Below are 25,847 nucleotides of genomic sequence, written 5' to 3'. Positions count from 1 at the left end.
TCACAGCACCGGCAGGTTCTTCCGCAGTTCGAAGGCGGTGACCTCCGAGCGGTACTCCTCCCACTCCTGCCGCTTGTTGCGCAGGAAGAAGTCGAAGACGTGCTCGCCCAGGGTCTCGGCGACGAGGTCGCTGCCCTCCATCAGGGCCAGCGCCTCGCCCAGGTTCTGCGGGAGGGGTTCGATGCCCATCGCGCGGCGTTCGGCGTCCGACAGGGCCCAGACGTCGTCCTCGGCGCCCGGGGGCAGCGTGTAGCCCTCCTCGATGCCCTTCAGGCCGGCGGCCAGGAGGACGGCGTAGGCCAGGTACGGGTTGGCGCCGGAGTCCAGGGAGCGGAACTCCACACGTACGGAGCCCATCTTGCCGGGCTTGTACATCGGGACGCGGACCAGGGCCGAGCGGTTGTTGTGGCCCCAGCAGATGTACGAGGGGGCCTCGCCGCCGGCGCCCGCGGTGCGCTCGGTGCCGCCCCAGATGCGCTTGTAGGAGTTGACCCACTGGTTGGTGACCGCGGTGATCTCGGCGGCGTGCCGGAGCAGGCCGGCGATGAAGGAGCGGCCGACCTTGGAGAGCTGGTACTCGGCGCCGGACTCGTAGAACGCGTTCCGGTCGCCCTCGAAGAGGGAGAGGTGCGAGTGCATCCCCGAGCCGGGGTACTCCGAGAACGGCTTCGGCATGAAGGTCGCCTGCAGTCCCTGCTCCAGCGCGACCTGCTTCATGACCAGACGGAAGGTCATGATGTTGTCCGCGGTGGACAGCGCGTCGGCGTACCGCAGGTCGATCTCCTGCTGTCCCGGCGCGCCCTCGTGGTGGGAGAACTCCACCGAGATGCCCATCGACTCCAGCATGGTGATCGCCTGACGGCGGAAGTCCATCCCGACGGCCTGCGGGGTGTGGTCGAAGTAGCCGGAGTAGTCGGCGGGGGTGGGGCGGGAGCCGTCCAGCGGACGGTCCTTGAGCAGGAAGAACTCGATCTCGGGGTGGGTGTAGAAGGTGAAGCCCAGGTCGGAGGCGCGGGCCAGGGCCCGCTTCAGCACATACCTCGGGTCGGCGAAGGACGGGGAGCCGTCCGGCATGAGGATGTCGCAGAACATGCGGGCGGTGCCGGGGGCCTCGGCGCGCCAGGGCAGGATCTGGAACGTGGACGGGTCGGGCTTGGCGATCATGTCGGACTCGTAGACCCGGGCGAAGCCCTCGATGGCGGACCCGTCGAAGCCGATGCCCTCGTCGAAGGCCTGCTCCAGCTCGGCCGGGGCCACGGCCACGGACTTGAGGAAGCCGAGCACATCGGTGAACCACAGGCGTACGAACCGGATGTCGCGCTCCTCCAGCGTCCGGAGCACGAACTCCTGCTGCTTGTCCATCTTCCGCTTCCCCATCCTCGCCGGTCAGGCCGCCTGCGCTCATATACCGCGGAGGCGGTCGGGCACCTGAGCAGCATCCCACCACAGAGGTGTTTCGCGCGCGTTGCGGCCCCCTTCCACCTGCCCGTCGTGAGCCCGTGGGCCCGGGAACGGCAGGGGACCGCCCTGCTGTCCATCCTGCCTCCCGGACACCGTCCTCGTCATGACCGGGGCCGGTTTCCCCGTGACCGAGACCACGTCCGGTTAATTTGCATCTCAAATGCAAGTTTCAATAGCGTTCGACCCAAGTCGAACGATCGAGCAGTTCGGCCGAGCCTTCGAGGAGTTCCCCCATGCTGTCCGAGAAGTCAGCCGCCATCGTCCGCGCCACCCTCCCCGCCGTCGGTGGAGCCATCAACGAGATCACCGAGCGCTTCTACCCCCGGATGTTCGCGGCCCACCCCGAACTGCTGCGCGACCTGTTCAACCGCGGCAACCAGGCCGCCGGCACGCAGAAGCAGGCACTGGCCGGCTCCATCGCCACCTTCGCGACGTACCTGGTGGAGCACCCCGACCAGCGGCCCGACCTGATGCTGCGGCGCATCGCCCACAAGCACGCCTCGCTGGGGGTCCTCCCCGAGCAGTACCCGATCGTCCGCGAGCACCTGTTCGCCGCCATCGTCGACGTCCTCGGCGACGCGATCACCCCCGAGGTCGCCGCCGCCTGGGACGAGGTCTACTGGCTGATGGCCAACGCCCTCATAGACCTCGAGAGGCGGTTGTACGAGGAGACCCAGCAGACCGGCTGGCGCGACTGGAAGGTCGTCGAGCGGATCGAGGAGACCCCGGACGTGGCCGTCTTCAAGCTCCGCCCGGCCGACGACGGGCCGGTGCCCGGATACCGCGCCGGACAGTACGTCTCGGTCCGTGTCCAGCTCCCGGACGGCGCCCGGCAGGCCCGCCAGTACAGCCTGACCGCGGCGCCCGGCTCGCCGGAACGGCAGTTCGCCGTCAAGCGGGTGCTCGGCGACGACACGGCCCCCGACGGCGAGGTCTCCACCCACCTGCACCAGCACGTGCGCGTGGGCGACGTCGTGGAGCTGTCCGCCCCGTACGGCGACCTCGTCCTCGAGGACGACGACGCACCGCTGCTGCTCGCCTCCGCCGGGATCGGCGTCACCCCGATGATCGCCATGCTGGAGCAGCTCGCCCTCACCGGTCACAGCGCCCCGGTGACCGTGCTCCACGCCGACCGCTCCCCCGCCGCGCACGCGTTCCGCTCCGACCACGAGGCGTACGCGGCCAAGCTGCCGGACGCGCGGACGGTCTTCTTCTACGAGAAGGACGCCGAAGGCGCCGGCCGGCCCGGCCTGGCCGACCTCACCGGCATCGACGTCCCGGCCGGTACGCACGCGTACCTGTGCGGCCCGCTCCCCTTCATGCGGTCGGTGCGCGAGCAGCTTCTCGCCAAGGGCGTGTCCCCGGCCAACATCCACTACGAGATCTTCGGCCCGGACCTGTGGCTGGCCCAGCCGGCGGCCTGACCCGACCGGCCGACGTGCGCGACAGGTCTGCCGGGGCGGTGCGCACCGCCCCGGCAGACCTTGTCACGTCACGGTTTCACGGGGCGTGTCCGTTGCTGCCCGGGGCACCGCGTCCTGGGACGCCGTCCGGACGCCGGGCAGCCCCAGCAGCAGCGGGCCCGTCGGGGCCTCGACCATGTCGGCGATCGTGAGGGGGTCGAGTGTGGCGTAGAAGGCTTCCTGGGCCCGGCGCAGTGCGCCGCGCAGACGGCAGTCGGCGGTGAGGGGGCAGGGTGTGGAGCCGTTGCAGTCGGCGACGTCACCCTCGCCTTCCAGAGACCGCAGAAGTGCGCCGACCGAGGCGTTCCGGCCGGCTTCGGTGAGACTCAGACCGCCACCGCGACCGCGACGGGCCGCGAGCAGCCCGCGGTGCTGAAGCTCGGCGACGACCTTCGCGGCATGCGTGTACGGCACGCCCATGTCCGCCGCGACCTCCCTGGTCGTGGGGGTGGACTCGCCTGCGACAGCGAGCCGCATCAGGACGCGCAACGCCATGTCCGTGGAGCGCAGCAGCCGCATGGCGCCAGCGTAGATAATATGTATTCGCCATTCAACATACTGGTTGTCCCCCTCCGTCGGGCCCTCGTCCCCCGCGCACCATGCGCGAAATCCACGCGGCACCGACATTCACCGGACCGTTCACCTGACACACCATCAACGTCCCTGCGCGGCTTCTGTGTTCGCCGCAGCCCCCTCCCCTGTCCCGGCCGTCGTCACCGGTGACGCCGGGTCAGCCGACCTCAGCGCCCCCGCGCGCGTGTCCGCCGGGGCCGCACACCCGCCGGGGCCGAGTACGCGGAGCGGTCCGCCGCCGGCGTCCTCGCCGGCGGCCACACGGCACACGGCACGGCGAGCGGCACCGCCGCGTCCGGTGAAGGACACGCGGGCCGGCTCCTCCGCCTCCGCGAGGTGCCATGATCCGCTCGTGCGTGCCCGTACGTGCGTGCGAGCGCTCCCCGGCCGCCCACCCCATCGCGTCGCTTTGACGATTAGACTGGCGGCGTGCCTCAACTACGTCTCGCCCTGAATCAGATCGACGCACGCGTGGGCGACCTCGCCGGGAACGCCGACACGATCGTCCGCTGGACCCGGGAATCCGCCGAGCGGGGAGCGCATCTCGCGGTGTTCCCGGAGATGGCGCTGACCGGATACCCCGTGGAGGACCTGGCCCTGAGGTCGTCCTTCGTGGAGGCGTCCCGCGCCGCGCTGCGCGCCCTGGCCGCCCGGCTCGCCGAGGAGGGCCTCGGGGAGCTGCCGGTGCTCGTCGGCTACCTCGACCGCTGCGACACCGCCCAGCCGAAGTACGGCATGCCGGCCGGCGCCCCGCAGAACGCGGCGGCGGTGCTGTACCGCGGCGAGGCGGTGCTGACCTTCGCCAAGCACCACCTGCCGAACTACGGCGTCTTCGACGAGTACCGCTACTTCGTGCCCGGTGACACCATGCCGGTGCTGCGGCTGCACGGTGTCGACATCGCGCTCGCCATCTGCGAGGACCTGTGGCAGGACGGCGGCCGGGTGCCGGCCGCGCGCAGCGCGGGTGCCGGGCTGCTGGTCTCCGTCAACGCATCGCCGTACGAGCGGCTGAAGGACGACACCCGCCTGGAGCTGGTCCGCAAGCGGGCCCAGGAGGCCGGCTGCACCACCGCCTACCTCGCCCTGACCGGCGGGCAGGACGAGCTGGTCTTCGACGGCGACTCGATCGTGGTCGCCCCGGACGGCGAGGTGATCGCGCGGGCGCCGCAGTTCGCGGAGCACCTGATGGTGGTGGACCTGGAGCTGCCGGCCGCCGCGGCGGACGCGCCCGGGGGCGTGGTGGACGACGGTCTGCGCATCGACCGTGTGGTGCTGTCCGAGGACCCGGTGCCGGCCTATGAGCCCGAGCCGGTCGCCGAGCACGCCGAGCGCATGGACGACGACGAGGAGGTCTACACGGCGCTGGTCGTGGGCCTGCGCGCGTATGTGCGCAAGAACGGTTTCCGGTCGGTCCTGATCGGGCTGTCCGGCGGGATCGACTCCGCGCTCGTCGCGGCGATCGCCTGCGACGCGGTGGGCGCCGAGAACGTCCACGGCGTCTCCATGCCGTCCCGGTACTCCTCGGAGCACTCCAAGGCGGACGCGGCCGAGCTGGCCCGGCGCACCGGTCTGCACTTCCGCACGGTCTCGATCGAGCCGATGTTCGACGCGTACATGGGCTCCCTCGGTCTGACCGGTCTCGCGGAGGAGAACCTCCAGGCCCGGCTGCGCGGCACGCTGCTGATGGCGATCTCCAACCAGGAGGGTCACATCGTGCTGGCGCCCGGCAACAAGTCGGAGCTGGCGGTGGGCTATTCGACGCTGTACGGCGACGCGGTGGGCGCGTACGGCCCGATCAAGGACGTGTACAAGACGTCGGTCTTCCGGCTGGCGAGGTGGCGCAACCGGGTCGCCGCCGAGCGGGGGGAGACCCCGCCGATCCCGGAGAACTCCCTCACCAAGCCGCCGAGCGCGGAGCTGCGCCCCGGCCAGGTCGACACCGACTCCCTCCCGGACTACCCGGTGCTGGACGCGATCCTCGAGCTCTATGTCGACCAGGACAAGGGCGCGGACGCGATCGTCGCGGCCGGCTACGACCGGGAGCTGGTCACCACGACGCTGCGGATGGTCGACCGGGCCGAGTACAAGCGCCGCCAGTACCCGCCGGGCACCAAGATCTCGGCGAAGGTCTTCGGCAAGGACCGCAGGCTGCCGATCACCAACGGCTGGCGGGAGACCGCCTGACCGGCCGGGGACCGGTCAGGCGGTCTCCCGGGCGTCGCCTCAGGAGTCGTCGTCCGCCGAGGCGGACAGATTCACGCGTGCCGCCACGGGCAGGTGGTCGCTGTCCGTGCGCGGCAGCGTCCAGGAGCTCACCGGCTCCACTCCCCTGACCATGATCTGGTCGATGCGGGCGAGCGGGAAGGACGCCGGCCAGCTGAACCCGAACCCGTTGCCCACCGCGCCCTGCGTGGAGCGCATCTGGGAGGTGACGGCGTTGAGCGAGCGGTCGTTCATCGTGCCGTTCAGGTCGCCGAGCAGCACCACCCGGGGCAGCCGCTCGTCGGCGATCGCCTCGCCCAGCGCGTCGGCGCTCTGGTCGCGCTGCTGGGCGGTGAAGCCGGCGTTCAGCTTCACCCGGACCGACGGCATGTGCGCGACGTACACCGCCACGGGCGCCTCGGGCGTGATCACCGTGGCCCGCAGCGCGCGGGTCCAGCCGAGCCTGATGTCGACGGACTGGACGCTGCTGATCGGATACTTGCTCCACAGCCCGACGGTGCCCTTCACCGCGTGGTACTTGTACGTCGGGGCGAGCACCCGTTGGTAGACCGGGACCGCGGACGCCTTCAGCTCCTCCAGGGCGAGCACATCGGCGCCGGCGGCGGCCACGTCCCGGGCGGTGCCGGTCGGGTCGGGGTTGTCGGCGTTGACGTTGTGCGTGACGACCGTCAGATCGCCGCCGGTGCCGCCCTTGTCGGTGAGCAGCCCGCCGAACAGGTGCAGCCAGGCGGCGGCGGGCAGCAGCACCGCGATCAGCGCGATCGCCGACCTGCGCAGCAGCGCGAGGATCAGCAGCACCGGGACGAACAGGCCCGCCCAGGGCAGGAAGGTCTCGGTGAGACTGCCGAGGTTGCCGATCCGGTTGGGGATGTGCGCGTGCAGTGCCATCCCCAGGGACAGGACGACCGCGAACACGGCGAGGACGACGCCCCGGCGCCAGATGCGCGGGTCACCGCGCCAGCCGTCCAGGAGGCGGTGCGCCGTGCGCCGGAGCCGGTCTCCTCGGTGCTCGTCCCGCGAGCCGCCGTCCGCCGTTTCCGTCACGTACGCCTGTTGCGCCATTCCATCGCCTCACTGCCTGCCGTGCACACCGTTCATCCCCCGCGTCCTACGACCCTAGGGCATGATCGGAGTCGTTCCCGCCGTCCTCGAACGGCCGTTCCGCGCACGGGGGACGAACAAGCCGCCGCATCAGGTTCCTGTGACGGCCCTCGCGGGCCGATCTGTGACAAAACCCGTACACGGGGACGGGAAACCACGGGAAAACACGAGGAACTGCGGTGTTTCTACGGGGACTTGACGGGCCGTAGCCCTTCCAGTACCGCGTCCACGATCTGTTCGGACAGTCCCTCGGGCAGTTCGGCGTCGGGGCGCATCACGGCGCGCACCAGCATGGGTCCGACGATGATGTCGCCGAGCACGTCGACGTCGATGTCCGTGCGCAGCTCCCCGTCGCGCTGCCCGCGGCGCAGGACCTCGGCCTGGAGCCTGCGCCGCGGCTCGACGACGGTCGCGTGGTAGGCGGCCCAGATCTTCGGACTGCTCTTCATCTGGGCGTAGACGTTGTGCAGGATGGCGGAGGAGCGGCTGACCAGTCCGCGTCTGCGCAGCTGTTCGCAGAGCGCCACGAGGTCGTCGCGCATGGAGGTTCCGGGCAGTTCCGGGTCGGGGGGCTCGGCGGCGCGTACGACGTCGACGAACAGCTCCTCCTTGCCGCTCCAGCGGCGGTAGATGGTGGCCTTGCCGACGCCCGCGGTACGGGCGATGCGTTCCACGGAGAGTTCGGCGAGCGGCACGCCGTCCTCCAGGAGCTTCATCACGCACTCGACGATGGTGCGTTCCAGCGCCTCGCTCCTGGGCCGGCCCCGGACGGGGGCGTCGGAGGCGGTGCGGCTGTCGGCAAGGCTCACGTGGGCCGTCCTTTCGTCGTGACCGGACGATTGTCCCCCGTTCCCCCGTCTCTTTGTTCGGACCGCCCCCGTCGGACCGCCCCCCGCCCGGGCCGGCTTCCGGTTACTCCGCTGCCACCAACTCCTGTTCCTTCTCTCCCTGTCGGGGTGCGGACGGCCGGCCCGGCAGGAACACGGCCACCACGACCGCGCCGATGACCGCGACCATACTGCCGCACACCGCGGTGACATGCATGGCGTGCAGGAACGCGTCGTGGGCCGGGCCCACCAGGGCGTCACCGCGCGGGCCGAGCCTCGCGGCGATGCCGAGGGTGGCCTCGATGGACTCGCCGGCCTTCTCGCGCAGTCCGGCCGGGAGCGGGGCGAGCTTGTCCTCGATGCCGCCGCGGTACGCCGTGGAGAGCACCGAGCCGAGCACGGCGATGCCGAGCGCGCCGCCGACCTGGCGGAAGGTGTTGCTCAGCGCGGAGGCCGAGCCGGCCTTCTCGCGGGGCAGGGCCTGCATGATGACGACGCTGGTCGGCGTCATGATGTGCGCCATGGCGGTGCCCATGAGGAAGAAGACGGCCTCCAGCACCCAGATCGGCGTGCCGGCGTCGAAGCCGGCGAAGGCGGCCAGCATGGCGGCGAGCAGCAGCAGACCGGCCGTGGTGGTGGCCTTGTTGCCGAAGCGGTCGACGGCCAGCCGGGCCCGCGGCGCGAAGATCATCTGCGCGACGGCCAGCGGCAGCAGGAGCAGGCCGGACTGAAGCGGCGTGTAGCCGCGCACGCTCTGCAGATAGAACACTGAGAAGAACGTCACGCCCATCAGCGCGAAGAACACCAGCGCGATGGCGGCCATGGCGGCCGAGAAGACCTTGTTCCTGAAGTAGGTGACATCCAGGGACGGGTGGTCGCTGCGCTTCTCGAACCACACGAAGACCGCGAGGACGGCCAGGCCCGCCACGATCGTCGACAGCACGGTGGGATCGGTGAAGTCGGCGAGCTCGCCGCCCTTGATGATGCCGTAGACGAGCAGGACCAGGCCGACCACGGACAGCACCACACCGACCGGGTCGATGCGGCCGGGCCGCGGGTCGCGGGAGTCGGGCACCAGCCACACCATCAGCGCCACCGCGACGATCACGATGGGCACGTTGACGAGGAACACCGATCCCCACCAGAAGTGCTCGAGCAGCAGGCCGCCGGTGATCGGGCCGATGGCGATGGCCAGGCCCACGCCGCCGGCCCAGATCCCGATGGCCTTGGGCTGTTCCTCGCGCTCGAAGACGTTCATGAGGACGGCGAGGGTGGCCGGCATGACGAAGGCGGCGCCGAGGGCCATCACGGCGCGGTAGGCGATCAGTTCACCCGGCGAGCCGGACTCGGCGGCCAGCGCGGAGCCGAGGCCGAACACCACAAGGCCGCCGAGGAGGACCTTCTTGCGGCCGATGCGGTCGCCGATGAGCCCGGCGGTGAACAGCAGGCCCGCGAAGACGAGGGTGTAGGAGTTGATCGCCCACTCCAGCTCGCTCTGCGTGGCGCCCAGTCCGGTCGGGGCCGGGGTGGAGATCGTCTTGATGGCGACGTTCAGGATCGAGTTGTCGAGCACCACGATCAGCAGGCTCAGTATCAGCACGCCGAGGATCGCCCAGCGGCGGCGGTGCACCGCCTCCGGAATCCGGGAGCCGACCGCGGCGTTGTCGGCAGAAACAGTCATATCGCGAGCCTAGGACACTTCCGATACGAGACCGTCTCGTATCGAAATTCTTTGCCCAGTTCTTACCGGTTCCCGCCCTTCCCTTGCCCGATTCCTCCGTCTTCCCCCGTCCCCCGCCGAGACGTTGCGCACACGAGCGCCCTATGGCTCGAACTGGCACGAGATGCCACCATGGGAGGGAGTCCGGGGACGCCGTCAGGGCGCCTCGAGATGACGAAGGAGCCGTTGCCATGACGCAGCTTTCGGCTGCCCAGACGAAGCCCTCCGACGGCAGGACGCTGTACGGAGGCAAGGGCACCCGCCGCATCACCGTCCGCGACATCGCTTCCGCCAAGGAACGTGGCGAGAAGTGGCCCATGCTCACCGCCTACGACGCCATGACCGCCTCCGTCTTCGACGAGGCCGGCATCCCGGTGATCCTGGTGGGCGACTCCGCGGGCAACTGCCACCTCGGGTACGACACGACCGTACCCGTCACCCTCGACGAGATGACCATGCTGTCCGCCGCCGTCGTACGGGGCACGCGCCGCGCCCTGATCATCGGCGACCTCCCCTTCGGTTCCTACCAGGAGGGCCCGGCGCAGGCGCTGCGCTCGGCGACCCGGCTGATCAAGGAGGCGGGCGTCGGCGCCGTGAAGCTGGAGGGCGGCGAGCGGTCGCACGCGCAGATCCGGCTTCTGACGGAGGCCGGCATCCCGGTCATGGCCCACATCGGTCTGACCCCGCAGTCCGTCAACGCCATGGGCTACCGCGTCCAGGGGCGTGGCGAGGAGGCGGCGGCCCAGCTGCTGCGGGACGCGAAGGCCGTGCAGGACGCGGGAGCGTTCGCGGTCGTGCTGGAGCTGGTGCCGGCGGAGCTGGCCGCCGAGGTGACGCGTGTGCTGCACATCCCGACGGTCGGCATCGGGGCCGGACCGCACACGGACGCGCAGGTGCTGGTGTGGACCGACATGCTCGGGCTGACGGCCGGGCGCGTGCCGAGGTTCGTCAAGAAGTACGCCGACCTGCGGACGGTCATGAGCGACGCGGCCAGGGCGTTCGCGGAGGACGTGATCGGAGGAACGTTCCCTCAGGAGGAGCACTCGGTCCACTGAGCCACCGTGGTACCAGAGGGCGGCCCCGCCGGTCCTCCCCCGCCGGCGGGGCCGCCCCCCCTTTTTTCTGCTGTTTCTCCCTGCCGTTTCTCTCCGCTGTTTTCCCTGCCGTCGTGACCGCCCGGCCGGCGGTCGCGGTGCCCGTCGGGGAGCTGTCGGTGCCGCCGGTGGGCTGTCGGTGGTTTGTCGGTGGGCTGTCGGTGGCGCCTGACACCGTTTCGGGCATGACACTGAACGACACAAAACCCAGTGCCGTGACCGTACGGGGGCTGGTCAAGCACTTCGGCGAGACCAGGGCGCTGGACGGTGTGGACCTGGACGTGCGCGAGGGCACCGTGATGGGTGTGCTCGGGCCGAACGGGGCCGGCAAGACCACTCTCGTCCGCATCCTGTCCACCCTGCTGCCCCCCGACGCCGGCCAGGCCGTCGTCGCCGGCTGCGACGTCGTACGGCAGCCCCGGCAGCTGCGCCGGATGATCGGACTCACCGGGCAGTACGCCTCCGTCGACGAGAAGCTGTCCGGCTGGGAGAACCTGTATCTGATCGGCCGTCTGCTCGACCTGTCCCGCAAGCAGGCCCGCGCCCGCGCCGACGAGCTGCTGGAGCGGTTCTCGCTCACCGAGGCCGCGCGGCGGCCGGCCCGGACGTACTCCGGCGGTATGCGGCGGCGGCTGGACCTGGCCGCCTCGATGGTCGGGCGCCCCGCCGTCCTCTACCTGGACGAGCCGACCACGGGACTCGACCCCCGGACCCGCAACGAGGTGTGGGACGAGGTCAAGGCGATGGTCGGGGACGGGGTCACCGTCCTGCTGACCACCCAGTACATGGAGGAGGCCGAGCAGCTGGCCTCCGAGCTGACCGTCATCGACCGCGGCAAGGTGGTCGCCGGCGGTGCCATCGAGGAGCTCAAGGCGAAGGTCGGCGGACGCACCCTGCGGGTGCGGCCGGCCGATCCGCTGCAGCTGCGCCCGCTGGCCGGGAAGCTCGACGAGCTGGGCATCACCGGGCTCGCCCCGGTGACCGTGGACACCGAGACCGGCTCCCTGCTGGTGCCGGTCCTCAGCGACGAGCAGCTGACCGCCGTGGTCGGCGCGGTCACCGCGCACGGCGTCACGCTCTCCTCCCTCACCACCGAACTGCCCAGCCTGGACGAGGTGTTCCTGTCCCTCACCGGCCACCGCGCCAGTGCCCCGCAGGACGCCCGGCCCGCCGACTCCCGCGAGGAGGTCGCCGTATGAGCACCCGCACGTCGCCCGCCCCTCTGAACAAGGCGCCGCGCACCGTCCCTTCCGGGGTCGCCGCGACCGCCGCCGGATCAAAGGCCGACGCCCGGATCCCGCTGCGCGCCCATCTGCGGCACACCGGCGCGCTGGTCCGCCGCAATCTGCTGTGGATCCGCCAGGACCCCGAGTCGATGGCCGACGCGATCCTGTTCCCGGTGATCTTCACGCTGCTGTTCGTGTACGTCTTCGGCGGCTCGATCGGACAGTCGCTGGGCGGAGGGCAGCAGCAGTACGTGCAGTACATCGTGCCGGGTCTGCTGGCCATGATGGGGATGAACCTGGCGCAGGGCGTGGGCACCGGCTTCAACCAGGACTTCAACTCCGGTGTGATGGACCGTTTCCGGTCCCTGCCGATCGGGCGCGGCTCGGTGCTGTTCGCCAAGATCTCCGTGGAGCTGCTGCGGATGCTGCTCGCGACGGCGATTCTCCTGGTCGTCGGTGTCCTCGTCGGTTTCGACATCGAGAACTGGCCCGGTCTGTTCGCCGCCGTGGGGCTGTCCGCGGTGTTCGGCTCGGCGCTGATGTGGGTGTTCCTCACGCTCGGTGTGGTGATGAAGAACGCGCAGTCCGTGCAGGCGATGGGCTTTTTGGTGCTGATGCCGCTGCAGTTCGGCTCGTCCATCTTCGCGCCGCCCGGGACGATGCCGGACTGGCTGCGGACCTTCACCGAGTACAACCCGCTGTCCGCCCTCGCGGACGCCGCTCGCGGGCTGATGACGCACGGCCCGGTCGCGCACGACCTGTGGGTGACGCTGGCCTGGTCGGTGGGGATCACCGCGGTGATGGCACCGGTCGCGATCCGCACGTTCCGCACCAAGACGGCCTGACCGCACGTCTCCGGCCGCGGGGTCAGAGCAGGGCGGCGGCCTCCTGCGGGGTGAGGCCGCCGCCCTCCGCGTACGCGGCCTCGTACGCCTCCTCGCCGAGCGCGGACCGGACGCGGGCGACCGCCCGCTCGTGAATGTGGCGTTCCAGGGCGTTGCGGACGTGCCCGGGCGGCAGCAGGGCGTCGGCGGCGCCGAGGCAGCGGGCGGCGTCCCGGGCCCGGCGCCCGCCGTCCATGCCGACGACGGCCAGGGCGCCGAGGGTCAGGTACACCGAGCACATATGAGGCGTGATGGCCTGGGCAAGCGGGTTCTGGGACCGCTCCAGTGCCCGGCGGGCCTTGTCCAGGGCGTCCTCGCAGCGGCCGTCGGCCACCTCCAGCCAGGCCTCCGCACCGAGGATGAAGGCCTCGAAGAAGACGAAGTGCGCGATGTTGAACTCCTCGCGCAGCAGCCGCAGTTGCTCGCGTCCTTCGGGGATGCGGCCGGTCATGCCGAGCCAGCAGGCGAGGACGACACGGGCGGCGGGCATGGCCTCGTTGTGGCCGCCCTCGCTCTGCTCGATGACCTCGCGCAGCAGCCGCTCGCCCTGTTCGGCCTCGCCCGCCTCCAGCAGGGCGCCGCCGAGGCGGACGTTGAGGAGGGTGATCTGGGCGTGGGCGCCGAGGCGTTCGGCGTACTCGACGGCCTCCCGGTAGTCGGCGGCGGCCTCCCGGTGGGCACCGGTGCGCTCGTGGGCCTCCGCGCGCGCGGAGAGCGCCTCGGCGGTGCCCCAGGCGTCCCCGAGGCGGCGGAAGATCTCCAGGGACTCGTCGGCGTCCCGGCGCGCGTCCTCGGCCCTGTCGGCGCGGTTGGCCAGCAGGTCGGCGCGCCACCGCAGGCAGTGGGCGAGCTCCCACTCGAATCCCGGGGTGCTGCGGCAGGTGCGTACGGCGGCGTCACCGATCTCGTGCAGGCGCCGCATGTCACCGGTCATCATCACCGCGAAGAGCCAGAGCATCCCCGGGCTGCGGCAGGTCTGCGGCATACCGGGCTCGTAGACCTCGGCGATGATGCGCAGTTTGCGCTGCGCCTCCGGTGACTGCCAGGCCTCCAGCTCGGTGTCCATGCAGGCGAGGTGGATGAGGTGCAGGCCTCGGCGGGCCTCGGCGAGGACCTCACCGGTCATCGGCGGCGGGGAGTCCGTGCATCGCAGCCAGACCGGGGCGGCACGCCGGACCGGCTCGGCGAAGGGGTCGGGGCCGAGCGCCATGACCTCCTCGCACCAGGTGCGGGCCTCGATGCGCACATCGCGCATGTACCAGTACGTGGCGAGCGACAGGATCAGGCACAGCCCCTCCTGCTCGTCGTGCGCGCCGACGGCGTGGCGCAGAGCGGTGCGCAGGTTCTCGTACTCCCGCTCGAACGTCTCGACGGCGGCGCGCTGACGGGGGCCGCGCAGCAACGGCTCGGTGGTGCGGGCGAGTTCGCGGTAGTACGTCAGATGGGCGCGCTCGGTCTCCGTACGGACTCCGGCCTCGTCGAGCCGTTCGGCGGCGTACTCGGCGACGGTCTCCAGCAGCCGGTAGCGCATCTCGCCGTCGGCGGTGGGGGCGGCCACCACGAGGGACTTGTCGACGAGGGAGGCGAGGGCGTCGAAGGCGGCGGGCCCGCACACGGCCTCGGCGGCGGCGAGGTCGCAGCCGCCGGCGAAGACGGACAGCCGGCTCAGCACGTCCCGCTCGTCCTCGTCCAGCAGCTCCCAGGACCAGTCGACGACGGCCCGCAGGGTCTGCTGGCGGGGCAGGACGGTACGGCTGCCGGAGGTGAGCAGGCGGAAGCGGTCGTCGAGCCGGTCGGCGATCTGGCGCGGGGTGAGCATCCGCAGCCGGGCGGCGGCGAGTTCGATGGCCAGCGGCAGACCGTCCAGGCGCCGGCAGATCTCGGCACAGGCGGCGGCGGTGTCCTCGTCGGCGTCGACGCGGAAACCGGGCCGTACGGCGGCCCCCCGGTCGGCGAGCAGCTGCAGCGCGGCCGGCTCGGGCAGCGGCTCGACCGGCCGCAGCACCTCGCCCGGTATGCCGAGCGGTTCCCGGCTGGTGGCCAGCACGGTGAGGTGCGGGCAGCGTGCGAGCAGTTCCTCGGCCAGCCGGGCCGCCGCGTCGACGACGTGCTCGCAGTTGTCGAGCAGAAGCAGCATGCGGCGCCGTGCGCAGTGCTCGACCAGCCGCTCGACCGGGTCGTCGTGCCGGTCGGCGACCGCGGCCCGCATCTCCTCGGCCCCGGCGCCGTACAGCACGGTCTCGCGGGCCCCCACGGCGGTGAGCACGGCCTCCGGGACGGCGTTCCCGTCGTCGACGGGAGCGAGCTCGGCCAGCCACACCCCGTCCGGCATCGCCGGCCGCAGGGTCTCCGCGGCCTCCTGCGACAGCCGGGTCTTCCCGGACCCGCCGGGCCCCAGCAGCGTCACCAGCCGCGCGGCCCTGAGGGCGGCGTGGATCGCCTCGATGTCGTTCTCACGGCCGACGAAGGAGGTGAGCCGGGCGCGGAGGTTGCCGGGGGACCGGGAGGCGAGGGCCCCGGTGGGCGCGGCGGAGTGCTCCCGCTCGCCCCCGGCGGCGGTGCGGGCCGGTGCGGAAGGACCGGCCGCGGGTGCCTGCGCGGAAGGGGCCACGGCAGGAGCCGCGGGAAGGCCGGAGAGGGCCGCCGGGGCTCTGGGGCCGCCGACGGCAGGTGTCCCGGGTGTGCCGTTGAAGCCGTGTGTCCCGTCGGGGTGATGCGCGGTGGCGCCGGAGCCTTTGTGGGCGTCTCCTCCGTCCGGTCCGTCCGGCCGCAGCAGCTCCTCGTGCAGCGCGCGCAGTTCGGGACCGGGGTCCGAGCCCAGCCGGTCGGCCAGCAGGCGCCGTACGTCCTCGTAGGCGGCCAGGGCCTGAGCGGTGCGGCCCGTGTCGCGCAGGGCACGCAGGCGGAGGGCCTGGAGGGATTCGTCCAGGGGGTGGGTGTCGCACAGGGCGGTCAGCTCGGGCAGGGCCTGCTCGGCGTGGCCGAGGGCGAGGGCGGCGGTGAGCCGGGCCCGGCGTACGTCCAGGTGGCGGGTGTTCCAGCGGGCCGCCTCGGCGGTGCGGTCGGGCAGGTCGGCGAGGACGGGGCCGCGCCACAGGGCGAGGGCGTCGTCGAGGACGGCGGCGGCCTTGGCGGGGTCGCCGTCGGCCAGCGCGCGCAGGCCCTCGCCCGCCAGCCGTTCGAAGCGGTGCAGGTCGATGTCGTCCGCGGCGGCGGTGAGCCGGTAGCCGCCCGCCGCGGAGGCCACCGCGTCGGCGCCCAGCGTCCGGCGCAGCCGTCCCACCAGTGCCTGGAGCGCGCCCGTGGCGTCGGTGGGCGGGTCGCCGTTCCACACTTCGTCGACCAGGACGCTCACCGGCACGGTCCGGCCGGGCCGCAGGGCGAGCACGGTCAGCAGGGCACGCAGCCGCGCCCCGCCGACCGGAACGGGGGTGCCGTCGGGGCGGAGCGCCTGGGTGGTGCCGAGGATGCGGTAACGCACGAGGTCCATTGTCTCCGTCGGTCTCACAGCCGGCCGGGGAACGCGACCGGCGCGGCGTCCGGCACGTCCAGGGCGACGAGGACTCCGGTCGTGCTGCGGTGCCGGCGGCTCCCCGGCCCCGTCGGCAGCTCCTCGCGGCTGAACCACTCCGGGCAGCTGTCGACGGCCTCCAGGGACGCCTCGTCGGGTGTGGGAGCGAAGGTGCGCGAGCCCGGCTCGGTCTCCTCGTACATCCGGTGCACCAGCCGGATCGCACGGACCCGGCCCGTGATCTCGGACTCCGCGTCGCCGTGCTGCTCGACCAGCAGCATCCCGTCGTACTTCTCCTTGCTCTCTTCGTTCTTCTTGCTGTCGTTCTTCTTGCTGTCGTTCCTCTTGCTGTCGTTCCTCTTGCTGTCCTTGTCGCAGCCCTCGCCCAGCACGTCCTCCGGGTCCACGGGCCGCACCGGCCGGCTCACCTTCTCCCCCACCGAGAACGGCGTGCCGCAGCACTCCATCTGCCAGTTCTCGTAGAACACCCAGCGCACTGCCATGCCCCCACCCTCCATGGAACCGGCGCCCGGGCGCGAGACGTTTTCTCCGTGGTGCGTTCTCCGTGGTGCGTTCTCCGTGCGCCCGGTACGGTCGAGCCCGCCCACCCGACATGTTTCAGGAGCCTTCTGCCATGACCACCGCCACCACCCGTCACAGCGACCGACGGATCAGTCCCGTCTTCCTCGGGATCCTGGCCGTCGCCGCGGTCACGGGCTGGGCCACCTGGACCGGATACGCCCAGCAGCCGGGCGTGGCGGTGTTCCTGTTCGTGACCTCGGCCTGGGTCGTCTCGCTGTGCCTGCACGAGTACGCGCACGCGCGCACCGCGCTGCACAGCGGTGACCTCACGGTCGGCGCCAAGGGCTACCTGACGCTGAACCCCCTGAAGTACACGCACGCCCTGCTGAGCATCGTGCTCCCGGTCCTGTTCGTGATCATGGGCGGGATCGGTCTGCCGGGCGGTGCTGTGTTCATCGAGCGCGGCCGGATCCAGGGCCGCTGGCGGCACAGCCTGATCTCGGCGGCGGGGCCGCTGACGAACGTCCTGTTCGCGCTCGTGTGCACGGCCCCGTTCTGGCTGCACGCGCTGGACGGCGTGCCCGCCGACTTCCGGTTCGCGCTGGCCTTCCTCGCGCTGCTCCAGGTGACGGCCGCGATCCTGAACTTCCTGCCGGTGCCGGGCCTGGACGGCTACGGCGTGCTCGAGCCCTGGCTGTCACCCGGGATCAAGCGCCAGGTGGAGCCGTTCGCCCCGTTCGGCCTGCTGTTCGTCTTCGCGCTGCTGTGGGTGCCGGCGCTCAACGGCGCGTTCTTCGGCATGATCGACTTCATTCTGCGCCATCTCGGCATCAGCGCCCTCGACCAGTACTGCGGTTACGACCTGTACCGGTTCTGGCAGGACACCCATGAGCTGTGCTCGGTCAGCCGCTGACGGACCGGCTCTGCCGCATCCGCTCGCGGCGGGCGTAGTACCAGGTCATGTTGGACGACAGACCCGCCAGCAGCACCCACACGATCCCCAGCCAGCTGCCCTTGACGAAGGAGACGACGGCCGCGGCCACGGCCAGCAGGCAGACGATCAGGGTGAAGAGGGCGATGCGGGGCATGACGGTCGACTCCTGTCGGGTACTGCGGGGGACACGGAACGGCCCGGTGCTTCCGGTACCGAGGTCCGGTGCTTCCGGTACCAGTGTCCCCCACCGGCTCATACGTCCGTGACCCGGAGTCCCGCGTGCGCCTTGTAGCGCCGGTTGACCGAGATCAGATTCGCGACCAGCGCCTCCACCTGGTGGGCGTTGCGCAGCCGTCCCGCGTAGATGCCGCGCATGCCGGGGATGCGGCCGGCCAGCGCCTGGACCGTCTCCACGTCGGCGCGCTCCTCGCCGAGGACCATGACGTCGGTGTCGATCCGCTCGATCTCCGGGTCCTGCAGCAGCACCGCGGACAGGTGGTGGAAGGCGGCGGTCACCCGTGAGTCGGGCAGCAGGGCGGCGGCCTGCTCGGCGGCGCTGCCCTCCTCGGGCTTGAGGGCGTAGGCGCCCTTCTTGTCGAAGCCGAGCGGGTTGACGCAGTCCACGACGAGCTTGCCGGCCAGTTCCCCGCGCAGGGACCGGAGGGTCTGGGCGTGGCCCTCCCAGGGCACGGCGACGATCACGACGTCGCTGCGGCGGGCGGTCTCGGCGTTGTCGGCGCCCTCGACCCCGTGCCCGATCTCCTCGGCCGCCGCCCGCGCCCGCTCGGCGGCCCGGGAGCCGATGATCACTTTCTGTCCGGCCCGGGCGAACCGGCAGGCGAGTCCCCTGCCCTGCGGCCCGGTCCCGCCGAGCACGCCGACGACCAGGCCGGAGACGTCGGGAAGGTCCCAGGGATCCTTGGCGGGCGCCTTGTGTGCGCTGTTGCTGGAGGTCATGCTGTCGACTCTACGTCCCCGGTGCGGGTGAATTCGGCCGAAGTCCCGGTCGCCGGTTCCCGCTTGGGGGCAGGATGCGCGCCCATGGACGCCGTACGGGTCGCGTTGCTGCGCGAAGTGCTCGCCGGGACCGAGTGGCTGGGGGCCACACGGCGGTTCGCGGGGGTGCTGCGGGGGTCGGTGGTGTCGTACGGGGGCGGGCTGCTGCTCGTGGGCACACCGCAGTACGAGCCCTGGCACCTGGCGGCCCACCTGGTGGACGAGGCCGCCTGGTCGGGCACCCCGGAGCTGGCCCCGACGCTCGTACGGCACACCGTCCGTCCCTCCGGCCCGGCCCACCTCTCCGTCGGGCTCGGCCGGCTGGAGGCGGCCCGGCGGGGTGAGACGCTGCTCGTCGTGGCTCCCGAGGAGCCCGTGACGCTCCTGGAGCGGGTGCACGATGCACGGCGGGCCGGGGCGACGGTGCTGGCCCTCGGGGCCGGCGGGGGCGAGCTGGAGTCGATGGCGCACGAGACGCTGGCGGTGCCGGAGGGCTCCGAGCTGGACCTGGACACCGTCCAGCACCTGGTGAGCGCGGCGGCCGGGGAGAACTCGATGCCGGCCCCACGGAGACGCGGCCGCTTCCGGGACCGCCTGTCACGGCTGACGGACCGCTTGACGGCACCGCCGCCCCCGCACTGGTAGGGCCGGTGCCCGGCGCCGCCGGCCGGTGTCCGGCGCCGCGTGGAGAACCGCCCGCCCGGTACGGGCGGCGTCCGCCCTCCCCGGTCTCCGGGTCTCCGGCCCGGTCAGCCCTCCTCGTCGCCGTCCGTGCCGCCCCCGGGGGCGTCGTGCCAGCGGGGGTCGTTCTCCCACTGGAGGTTGCGCCGGCGGGCGGTCTCCATCGCGTTGCCGGCCTCCTCCCGGGAGGCGTACGGGCCGAACCGGTCCTTGGCGGGGCACTCGGGCCCCTCCTCGACCTTCTTGTGCTCCAGGCAGTAGAACCACTCGCCCGGCTTTCCCGCGGTCCGCTTCTTGAACAGGGCCATGACCAGCTCCTCTCGCCAGGGACATGTTCCCCCATCGCCCCCGTTAGACTCGCGAACATGTCTGGCCAGTCGCTGCTTGTCCCCGGGAAGCTGTCCCCGCCCCGTTCCGTCCCCGGGCACATCCGCCGTCCGGAGTACGTCGGCAAGCCCGCGCCGAAGCCGTACACCGGGTCGGAGGTGCAGACGCCGGAGACGATCGAGGCGATGCGGATCGCCGGGCGGATCGCCGCGCAGGCGATGGAGGAGACGGCCAAGCACATCGCGCCGGGCGTGACCACGGACGAGCTGGACCGGGTGGCGCACGAGTTCCTGTGCGACCACGGCGCCTACCCCTCGACGCTGGGCTACCGGGGCTTTCCCAAGTCGCTGTGCACCTCGATCAACGAGGTGATCTGCCACGGCATCCCGGACTCGACGGTGCTGCGGGACGGCGACATCGTCAACCTGGACGTGACGGCGTACATCGGCGGGGTCCACGGCGACACCAACGCGACCTATCTGGTCGGCGACGTGGACGAGGAGAGCCGCCTGCTGGTGGAACGCACCCGCGAGGCGCTGAACCGCGCGATCAAGGCGGTCCGCCCGGGCCGGCAGATCAACGTCATCGGCCGGGTCATCGAGTCGTACGCGAAGCGCTTCGGCTACGGCGTGGTCCGCGACTTCACCGGCCACGGCATCAACACGTCGTTCCACTCCGGGCTGATCATCCCGCACTACGACAACCCGCACGCGACGACAGTCATGCAGCCGGGGATGACCTTCACGATCGAGCCGATGCTGACGCTGGGCACCCACGAGTACGACATCTGGGACGACGGCTGGACGGTCGTCACCAAGGACCGCAAGCGCACCGCCCAGTTCGAGCACACCCTGGTGGTGACGAACACGGGCGCGGAGATCCTGACCCTGCCGTAGCGCTGCGCGCCCGGGCCGGCCACTCCCTCCGTACCGGCCGTACCGGTCTGGCCACCACCGTCAGCAAGCGGGGCAAGGACGCCGTGGCGCTCGCCGACCAGGGCGGACAGGCCCGGCACTCCCGCTCTGTGAACGGCTGCTTCCAGCGCGCCGACGGCTATGGGTCGACGGCTATAGGAGGACAACGCCACCGCCGGCCTCACCTGACCGCCACCAGAACCGTGACCGCTCGCCCGCCCACAGGCCACGGCCCGTGGGCATGACAGCCCGACGAAACCGGGAGGGCCATGCCCTCCCCAGCCACGACAGGAGGTCCCACCACCGGAGCGGCGGGACCTCCGCATACGGCCATCCCCGCAGGTGCGGGGAGCAGACCGAGGTGTTGCCGAGCGGCCGGGTGCGCGAGGGGCCATCCCCGCGGGCGCGGGGAGCAGCACATGATGTTCGCGATGCTGTCCACGCGGACGGGGCCATCCCCGCGGGCGCGGGGAGCAGGACACCCTCAGCGCGCCAGGCGTCCCGCCGGTGGGGCCATCCCCGCGGGCGCGGGGAGCAGCTGGTCACGATCGCTCCCGTTTGCTGTGAGAGGGGGCCATCCCCGCGGGCGCGGGGAGCAGCTGGTCACGATCGCTCCCGTTTGCTGTGAGAGGGGGCCATCCCCGCGGGCGCGGGGAGCAGGTCGAAGTCCTCATGGAGATCGACGCCGTCCGCGGGCCATCCCCGCGGGCGCGGGGAGCAGTCGAGATCCAGGAAGGGCCTCCCCCGTGAAGAGGGGCCATCCCCGCGGGCGCGGGGAGCAGAACGGCTTCACCGTCACCGGTGAGACGAAGGAGGGGCCATCCCCGCGGGCGCGGGGAGCAGCGCTTCCCGCCGTTTCGGGCCGACTACAGCCAGGGGCCATCCCCGCGGGCGCGGGGAGCAGCCTGCACTTCGCCACCGGCGGGATGGTGCAGCGGGGGCCATCCCCGCGGGCGCGGGGAGCAGACTGCGCGACCTGCGGATTTACGGTGCAGGACCCATGGTTTTCGCCAGTTTCACCGAGCCCGACAAAAGACGCATACCGCCCTCTGGGTTTCTGTCATGTAGGCCTGGTCGAAGGTCTGATCCTAGGGTCGTCTCCGTGCGGGCGTCTGCAGTTTGCCCTGAATCGGCGGCGAGGAGGCCGATGCCTCCGGAGACCGCGAAGGGCCAGTCCCCGCCACGTCGACGTCTCCGCCCTGGCGGGCCCGGACCGGCGCCTCTCGCGGTAACTGAGCGAAGCCCTGCTGTCCGTCGTGGGGCGCCTGGTCGCGGCCGGACCGTGCAAGGGCAACGCCCACCTGATCGCTGCCGCCCAGTATCTGCAGGAGGCCCGCTAGCAAACCGCACATGTCGTCGAGCAGGACCACCGCCAGGCCGCACGCAACCAGTACCAGGCTGCCTCCAGTCGCTGACCGACTCCCAGGGCAGGGGGCGAGGCCTGTAGCCAGAGGAAAGATCTGACACGGGGCCCCTTCGTCAGGCTGGCAGCGACCGTGGTCGGCCCCGGTCGGCCAGAGGAGATATGAGCAGGCATCACAGCTGTGCTGGCCGCTCAGCGCACCGAATGGTCAGTTCAGCCAGTGATGCTGCTAGTGACGCTTCCTGTTCATTGCCCGCGGACTTTTCGCGGAAGCCGCTCCGTCGTCGGCGGGCTGCGGGGTCGTGCCCCCACGGAGTGAAGGTGCGGGGTTCAGGGACGACGGGCGAGGATGTAGTCGATACGGGAGGTGCTGGCAACCCAGGCGGCAGCCGCCGGAGTCATGAAGCCGAGCACGGTCTGGATGTCGTCTCGGTGGGCTTTGAGGGGCAGGTGCCAGATGCCTTCATGGTGGGCGATGCGATTGCGGAGCTTATGCAGCCGCTTGACCGGTTCTTCCACCGTGGTCAGGGCGCGGTTGGGCGCGTAAGGGAAGGCACCGGCCAGGTCGGGCCATAGGCTGGCCCGGTACTGACGAGCCAGCAGGAAACGCCAGAACCCGAAGTTCAGTTCCGCAATAATCTTCCCGCGCGGAGGGTGCTTGCTGTCCCGGCCGGCGCGTTCCTGAGCCTGGGCGATGTCGCTGCGCGCCTTGCCGCTGAGCGGGACCTTCCTGTCGTCGTACCACTCGGCGGTGCGGCCGTGGCGCTGCTGGCGGGCGACGAGCCGCGCGTCGAGCGCGTTGCGGAGCATGATCTCCAGGTGGCCCAGGGATTCAAAGAACGCAGCGGCGAGGTCACTGTTCCATCGATACAGGGCGAGCGCGGCGGTGGTGTCGCCAGCACACGCGGCCAGGTAGGGCTTCATCCGGTCGGGGCTGAGCAGCTCGATGACGGCCTTGTCGTCGGGCGGCTCGGTGGCGGTGAGCGGCGTACTGTGCATGGTGGGGTAATCGTAGGTAGACTAAGTGATGAAGACCCTGGAATCGTCCCTGGTAGCCCCTAACGGGGCAGGCCATACCCCAGGGTTCAGACCTCAACGAAGGCCGCCCGGATCGTCCGGGCGGCCTTCGCGCTACATCCGGCCCCAGTGCGGCAGGCGCCTTTTCGCGTAACGGCTCTCGCCGGGCATCGTGCTGTGGCGGACTCATCCGCACGGTCTTCATGCCGGACGCGTGCGCCTTCTGGAGCAGCACGGAAGCAGGACACCCGGCGGAGTCTTCGCCCTCACCGGCCGACGACTCCTCGCCCTCGCCGTCGACGTCCGGCACGACCAGCGCGTTTTGCCTCTTATATCCGCTGAAGCTTTGCCGACAAGCCGTCGGCAACCTCTTGACTTAGGTTAGCCTTACCTTAAACGATGAGCCCATGGACCCCATGGACTCCTTCTCGACACTCATCCGTACCGCCTCCCGTGAGCAGCACACGGAGGCGGAGACCTCACCCTTCATGAGCGACCTGCTCGGCGGTCGGCTCGGTGTGGAGGCGTACGCGCGTTACACCGAGCAACTGTGGTTCGTGTACGAGGCGCTGGAGCACGGGGTCGAACGACTGGCCTCGGACCCGGTCGCGGGGCCGTTCATCCAGTCCGAACTGTTCCGGCTGGCCGCGCTGGAGCGGGACCTGACCCATCTGCGGGGCCCCGAGTGGCGGTCGACGCTCACCGCTCTGCCCGCGACCCGCACCTACGCCGACCGGGTGCGCGAGTGCGCCGAGCAGTGGCCGCCGGCTACATAGCCCACCACTACACCCGCTACCTCGGCGACCTCTCCGGCGGCCAGATCATCCGGGACAAGGCGGAGAAGACCTGGGGCTTCTCCAAGAAGGGCGACGGGGTCCGCTTCTACGTCTTCGAGGACATCGCCAACCCGGCCGCGTTCAAGCGGCGCTACCGCGAACTGCTGGACGCCGTCCCTGTCGACGACCTGGAGAAGCAGCGGATCGCGGCCGAGTGCAAGCGGGCGTTCGCCCTGAACACGGCGGTCTTCCGCGCTCTGGGCGAAGAGTTCCCCCTGTCGGCGTGACCGACCGACGTGGTCGGCGTGATCGTCGTGGTCGTCGTGAACTCACCCGCAGCGCTCCCCCACCCGTACGGTCAAAGGCTCGGCCGCGTGCACACGCAGCGCCGGGCCGTCGTCCAGCGTCAGCACCACGGCGGGGCCGCAGGAGGCGTACTGCTCGCTCCGTACGCCGCGAACGGTCCGCCATGCGCCCCGCACCAGCACCTGCTGTCCGACCTGGACCAGGACCGCGGCAACCTCACGTGTGGCGGGGCAGGCGACGAGGTCCGGTGCTTTCAGTTCTGCGAACACCGTCTTGCCGATCCCCGCCGCGCGCTCCTCCCAGCCCCAGCGGTGGGCGAGCGCCGCCACGAGCAGCAGCCCGCGCCCGCACGTCTCGTCCTCTCCAGGCTCCCGGACCTCCGGCCTGCCCCCTCCGGCGTCGCTGACCTCCAGCCGCAACAGCCCCTCCCCCGCATCGCGTGTGATCCGCACCCCGACCTGCCGACCGGCCGGCACCGGTACGCGCAGCGCGTTGGTGACAAGTTCCGAGAGCACCAGCTCGGCATTTTCCAGCACCTCCTGACCGACACCCCAGTCACCGAGCACGGCATGCAGCAGCGCTCGGGCTCGGGGAACGCTGCGGCGGCTTCGGGAGAGCTGGAAGGTGACGTCGTTCGTTGCGGTCATGGGTGCGCCTCCTCAGGCTCGAAGTCGGCGGTGAATTCCCCACGGCAGGACTTCCGTTGCAACCGCCGACACCGAAACGGTGGATGCGCACCATCCGCATCTGCAACGTTTCCAGATGAACTGGCCGCAAAGTTCCTCCTTTCGGGTAAAGCCAGGCTCGCCTCGTTCACCTCGCTGCTAAAGGTGGTGACATGCCTGGAAACAGCACGGCTTCGAGCCGATCCACCGTTCTCGGCCGCCAACTCGGCGAAGAATTGAGACGACTGCGAGAGGCCGCACAGCTCACCACTTCGGAAGCAGCCGAGGCCCTCGACTGCACCAAGGGAAAGATCAGTCGCATCGAAAACGGCCGCGTGACGGTCCGGCTCCCCGATCTGACCGCGATGCTTCATGCCTACGGGGCTACGGACACTGAACTCCGCGATCGACTCACCGTCCTCGCCCGCAAGGCCAACCGCCGTCGTCGGCAGGGTTGGTGGAATCAGTACGGATCGATGCTGGCGGACACGTATCGCGACTACATCGCGCTCGAGGCGATGGCGGACACCATCCGCACATTCCAGGCGCAGTTGGTCCCCGGCCTGCTCCAGATCCCGGAGTACATCCGGGCAGTGACGGTCGCCTCGCGCCAGTGGCAGACGGCGGATGAGATCGAGCAGTTCGTGCAGGTGCGCCTCACCCGCCAGGAACGTCTCTCCGGTGAATCACCGCTGCATCTTTGGGCAGTGCTCTCGGAAGCAGTGCTCCTCCAACAGGTCGGCGGCCCCGAGGTGATGAAGGCGCAACTGGAACACCTCCTGGCGATGTCCGAACGCGCCAACGTGACCATTCAGGTCCTTCCGTTCTCACGCGGAGCACATGCGAGTATGTTCGGACCGTATGTAGTACTGGGGTTCCCCGAGGAGGCAGCCCTCGACGTGGTGCTGACGGACACCCCGACCGGTTCGATGTGGCTCGAACGGGAAGCCGAGGTCGCCCGGTACCGGGAATTGTTCGACGCCGCCCGCACGTCCGCTCTCTCCCCTGTGGAATCCCTCTCGGTCATCCGACGCAGGCTCAGGGAGCACAGGACATGAAGACCGCACGCCACGGAACACCGGACTTGTCGGATGCGAAGTGGCGCAGCAGCACCTACAGCGGTGGCAACAACGAGTGCCTTGAACTCGCCCACGGAGTCCCCCACTTCGCTCCCGTCCGCGACAGCAAGCGCCCCACCGGACCGGTGATCCGCTTCAGCCGTGACGCCTGGCGGGCCTTCCTCGCGCACCTGGGCTGAAGACC

General features: G+C 70.9%; 22 protein-coding genes, 1 pseudogene and 1 CRISPR repeat array. Of the genes and pseudogenes, 11 read left to right on the top strand and 12 right to left on the bottom strand.

Annotation, left to right across the window (positions count from 1 at the left end; all coding sequences use genetic code 11):
* A complete protein-coding gene (locus ABD224_RS04455) occupies positions 1–1,362 on the bottom strand; it encodes a glutamine synthetase family protein (protein ID WP_067391988.1) in 1,362 nt (453 codons plus the stop codon).
* Positions 1,363–1,694: 332 nt separating this feature from the next.
* Between ABD224_RS04455 and ABD224_RS04450 the strand changes: the two genes are divergently transcribed.
* A complete protein-coding gene (locus ABD224_RS04450) occupies positions 1,695–2,885 on the top strand; it encodes a globin domain-containing protein (RefSeq protein ID WP_344046971.1) in 1,191 nt (396 codons plus the stop codon).
* A gap of 63 nt (positions 2,886–2,948) precedes the next feature.
* On the opposite strand, the gene ABD224_RS04445 is transcribed toward ABD224_RS04450, so the two are convergent.
* Positions 2,949–3,443 carry an RrF2 family transcriptional regulator gene (locus tag ABD224_RS04445; protein ID WP_344046969.1) on the bottom strand — a complete coding sequence of 165 codons (495 nt, stop codon included), beginning with the start codon at positions 3,441–3,443 and terminating at the stop codon, positions 2,949–2,951.
* Between the two features lie 483 nt (positions 3,444–3,926).
* On the opposite strand from ABD224_RS04445, the gene ABD224_RS04440 reads away from it, so the two are divergent.
* Entirely contained in the window at positions 3,927–5,681 is a 1,755-nt protein-coding gene (locus ABD224_RS04440; RefSeq protein ID WP_344046967.1) for an NAD+ synthase, read from the top strand.
* A gap of 39 nt (positions 5,682–5,720) precedes the next feature.
* On the opposite strand, the gene ABD224_RS04435 is transcribed toward ABD224_RS04440, so the two are convergent.
* The 3 genes from ABD224_RS04435 to ABD224_RS04425 form a co-directional block, all read right to left on the bottom strand.
* Positions 5,721–6,782 carry an endonuclease/exonuclease/phosphatase family protein gene (locus ABD224_RS04435; protein ID WP_344046965.1) on the bottom strand — a complete coding sequence of 354 codons (1,062 nt, stop codon included), beginning with the start codon at positions 6,780–6,782 and terminating at the stop codon, positions 5,721–5,723.
* Positions 6,783–7,006: 224 nt separating this feature from the next.
* A complete protein-coding gene (locus tag ABD224_RS04430) occupies positions 7,007–7,630 on the bottom strand; it encodes a TetR/AcrR family transcriptional regulator (protein ID WP_344046963.1) in 624 nt (207 codons plus the stop codon).
* A gap of 103 nt (positions 7,631–7,733) precedes the next feature.
* Positions 7,734–9,329: an MFS transporter gene (locus tag ABD224_RS04425; protein ID WP_344046961.1), complete on the bottom strand. Its 1,596-nt coding sequence runs from the start codon at positions 9,327–9,329 to the stop codon at positions 7,734–7,736.
* Positions 9,330–9,559: 230 nt separating this feature from the next.
* Between ABD224_RS04425 and panB the strand changes: the two genes are divergently transcribed.
* The 3 genes from panB to ABD224_RS04410 all read left to right on the top strand — a co-directional run bounded on the left by panB (position 9,560) and on the right by ABD224_RS04410 (position 12,533).
* On the top strand, positions 9,560–10,423 hold the full coding sequence (panB, locus tag ABD224_RS04420) for a 3-methyl-2-oxobutanoate hydroxymethyltransferase (RefSeq protein WP_344046959.1): 864 nt from the start codon (positions 9,560–9,562) through the stop codon (positions 10,421–10,423).
* A 224-nt stretch (positions 10,424–10,647) separates the two neighbouring features.
* Positions 10,648–11,661 (top strand): ATP-binding cassette domain-containing protein, encoded by a 1,014-nt coding sequence (locus ABD224_RS04415; RefSeq protein WP_344046957.1) that lies wholly within the window; start codon positions 10,648–10,650, stop codon positions 11,659–11,661.
* Positions 11,658–12,533, top strand: coding sequence for an ABC transporter permease (locus ABD224_RS04410; protein WP_344046955.1), 876 nt, complete (start codon positions 11,658–11,660; stop codon positions 12,531–12,533). The genes ABD224_RS04415 and ABD224_RS04410 overlap by 4 nt, the downstream gene beginning before the upstream one ends.
* Before the next feature lie 22 nt (positions 12,534–12,555).
* Here ABD224_RS04410 and ABD224_RS04405 read toward each other — a convergent pair whose 3' ends face one another.
* Both ABD224_RS04405 and ABD224_RS04400 read right to left on the bottom strand, forming a co-directional pair.
* Positions 12,556–16,062 carry an AfsR/SARP family transcriptional regulator gene (locus ABD224_RS04405; protein WP_344046953.1) on the bottom strand — a complete coding sequence of 1,169 codons (3,507 nt, stop codon included), beginning with the start codon at positions 16,060–16,062 and terminating at the stop codon, positions 12,556–12,558.
* 14 nt (positions 16,063–16,076) lie between these two features.
* The gene (locus tag ABD224_RS04400; protein ID WP_344046951.1) at positions 16,077–16,586 is read right to left on the bottom strand and encodes a DUF6578 domain-containing protein; all 510 of its coding nucleotides are present in this window, start codon (positions 16,584–16,586) and stop codon (positions 16,077–16,079) included.
* 131 nt (positions 16,587–16,717) lie between these two features.
* Here ABD224_RS04400 and ABD224_RS04395 point away from each other — a divergent pair, with 131 nt between their 5' ends.
* Positions 16,718–17,518 (top strand): site-2 protease family protein, encoded by an 801-nt coding sequence (locus tag ABD224_RS04395; protein WP_344046949.1) that lies wholly within the window; start codon positions 16,718–16,720, stop codon positions 17,516–17,518.
* Here the strand turns inward: ABD224_RS04395 and ABD224_RS04390 are convergent.
* Positions 17,508–17,693 carry a hypothetical protein gene (locus ABD224_RS04390; protein ID WP_344046947.1) on the bottom strand — a complete coding sequence of 62 codons (186 nt, stop codon included), beginning with the start codon at positions 17,691–17,693 and terminating at the stop codon, positions 17,508–17,510. The two genes, ABD224_RS04395 and ABD224_RS04390, sit on opposite strands and share 11 nt — an antisense overlap.
* Positions 17,694–17,791: 98 nt before the next feature.
* Positions 17,792–18,496 carry an NADPH-dependent F420 reductase gene (gene npdG, locus ABD224_RS04385; RefSeq protein WP_344046945.1) on the bottom strand — a complete coding sequence of 235 codons (705 nt, stop codon included), beginning with the start codon at positions 18,494–18,496 and terminating at the stop codon, positions 17,792–17,794.
* An 84-nt stretch (positions 18,497–18,580) separates the two neighbouring features.
* Between npdG and ABD224_RS04380 the strand changes: the two genes are divergently transcribed.
* The gene (locus tag ABD224_RS04380) at positions 18,581–19,180 is read left to right on the top strand and encodes a hypothetical protein (RefSeq protein WP_344046943.1); all 600 of its coding nucleotides are present in this window, start codon (positions 18,581–18,583) and stop codon (positions 19,178–19,180) included.
* A gap of 104 nt (positions 19,181–19,284) precedes the next feature.
* Here the strand turns inward: ABD224_RS04380 and ABD224_RS04375 are convergent, their stop codons facing one another.
* Complete coding sequence (locus ABD224_RS04375) at positions 19,285–19,524, bottom strand: hypothetical protein (protein ID WP_344046941.1); 240 nt, start codon at positions 19,522–19,524, stop codon at positions 19,285–19,287.
* A gap of 57 nt (positions 19,525–19,581) precedes the next feature.
* Here ABD224_RS04375 and map point away from each other — a divergent pair, with 57 nt between their 5' ends.
* A complete protein-coding gene (gene map / locus ABD224_RS04370; protein ID WP_344046939.1) occupies positions 19,582–20,439 on the top strand; it encodes a type I methionyl aminopeptidase in 858 nt (285 codons plus the stop codon).
* Positions 20,440–20,783: 344 nt separating this feature from the next.
* Positions 20,784–21,423: a CRISPR direct-repeat array (repeat unit 29 nt; unit sequence GGGGCCATCCCCGCGGGCGCGGGGAGCAG).
* Between the two features lie 727 nt (positions 21,424–22,150).
* On the opposite strand, the gene ABD224_RS04365 is transcribed toward map, so the two are convergent.
* The gene (locus tag ABD224_RS04365) at positions 22,151–22,819 is read right to left on the bottom strand and encodes an Abi family protein (RefSeq protein WP_344046937.1); all 669 of its coding nucleotides are present in this window, start codon (positions 22,817–22,819) and stop codon (positions 22,151–22,153) included.
* A gap of 434 nt (positions 22,820–23,253) precedes the next feature.
* Between ABD224_RS04365 and ABD224_RS04360 the strand changes: the two are divergent.
* A pseudogene (locus ABD224_RS04360) lies at positions 23,254–23,900 on the top strand (biliverdin-producing heme oxygenase).
* 42 nt (positions 23,901–23,942) lie between these two features.
* Here the strand turns inward: ABD224_RS04360 and ABD224_RS04355 are convergent.
* Positions 23,943–24,566, bottom strand: a complete 624-nt coding sequence (locus ABD224_RS04355; protein WP_344046935.1) for an ATP-binding protein — start codon at positions 24,564–24,566, stop codon at positions 23,943–23,945.
* Between the two features lie 191 nt (positions 24,567–24,757).
* Between ABD224_RS04355 and ABD224_RS04350 the strand changes: the two genes are divergently transcribed.
* Positions 24,758–25,642: a helix-turn-helix domain-containing protein gene (locus ABD224_RS04350; RefSeq protein ID WP_344046933.1), complete on the top strand. Its 885-nt coding sequence runs from the start codon at positions 24,758–24,760 to the stop codon at positions 25,640–25,642.
* Positions 25,639–25,842 (top strand): DUF397 domain-containing protein, encoded by a 204-nt coding sequence (locus ABD224_RS04345; RefSeq protein WP_344046931.1) that lies wholly within the window; start codon positions 25,639–25,641, stop codon positions 25,840–25,842. The genes ABD224_RS04350 and ABD224_RS04345 overlap by 4 nt, the downstream gene beginning before the upstream one ends.
* The last annotated feature ends 5 nt before the right edge of the window (positions 25,843–25,847 follow it).

Origin of the sequence: Streptomyces thermoalcalitolerans (assembly GCF_039525155.1) — a bacterium.
Classification (GTDB): Bacteria; Actinomycetota; Actinomycetes; order Streptomycetales; family Streptomycetaceae; genus Streptomyces; species Streptomyces thermovulgaris.
This window is presented reverse-complemented; position numbering and strand designations above follow the sequence as displayed.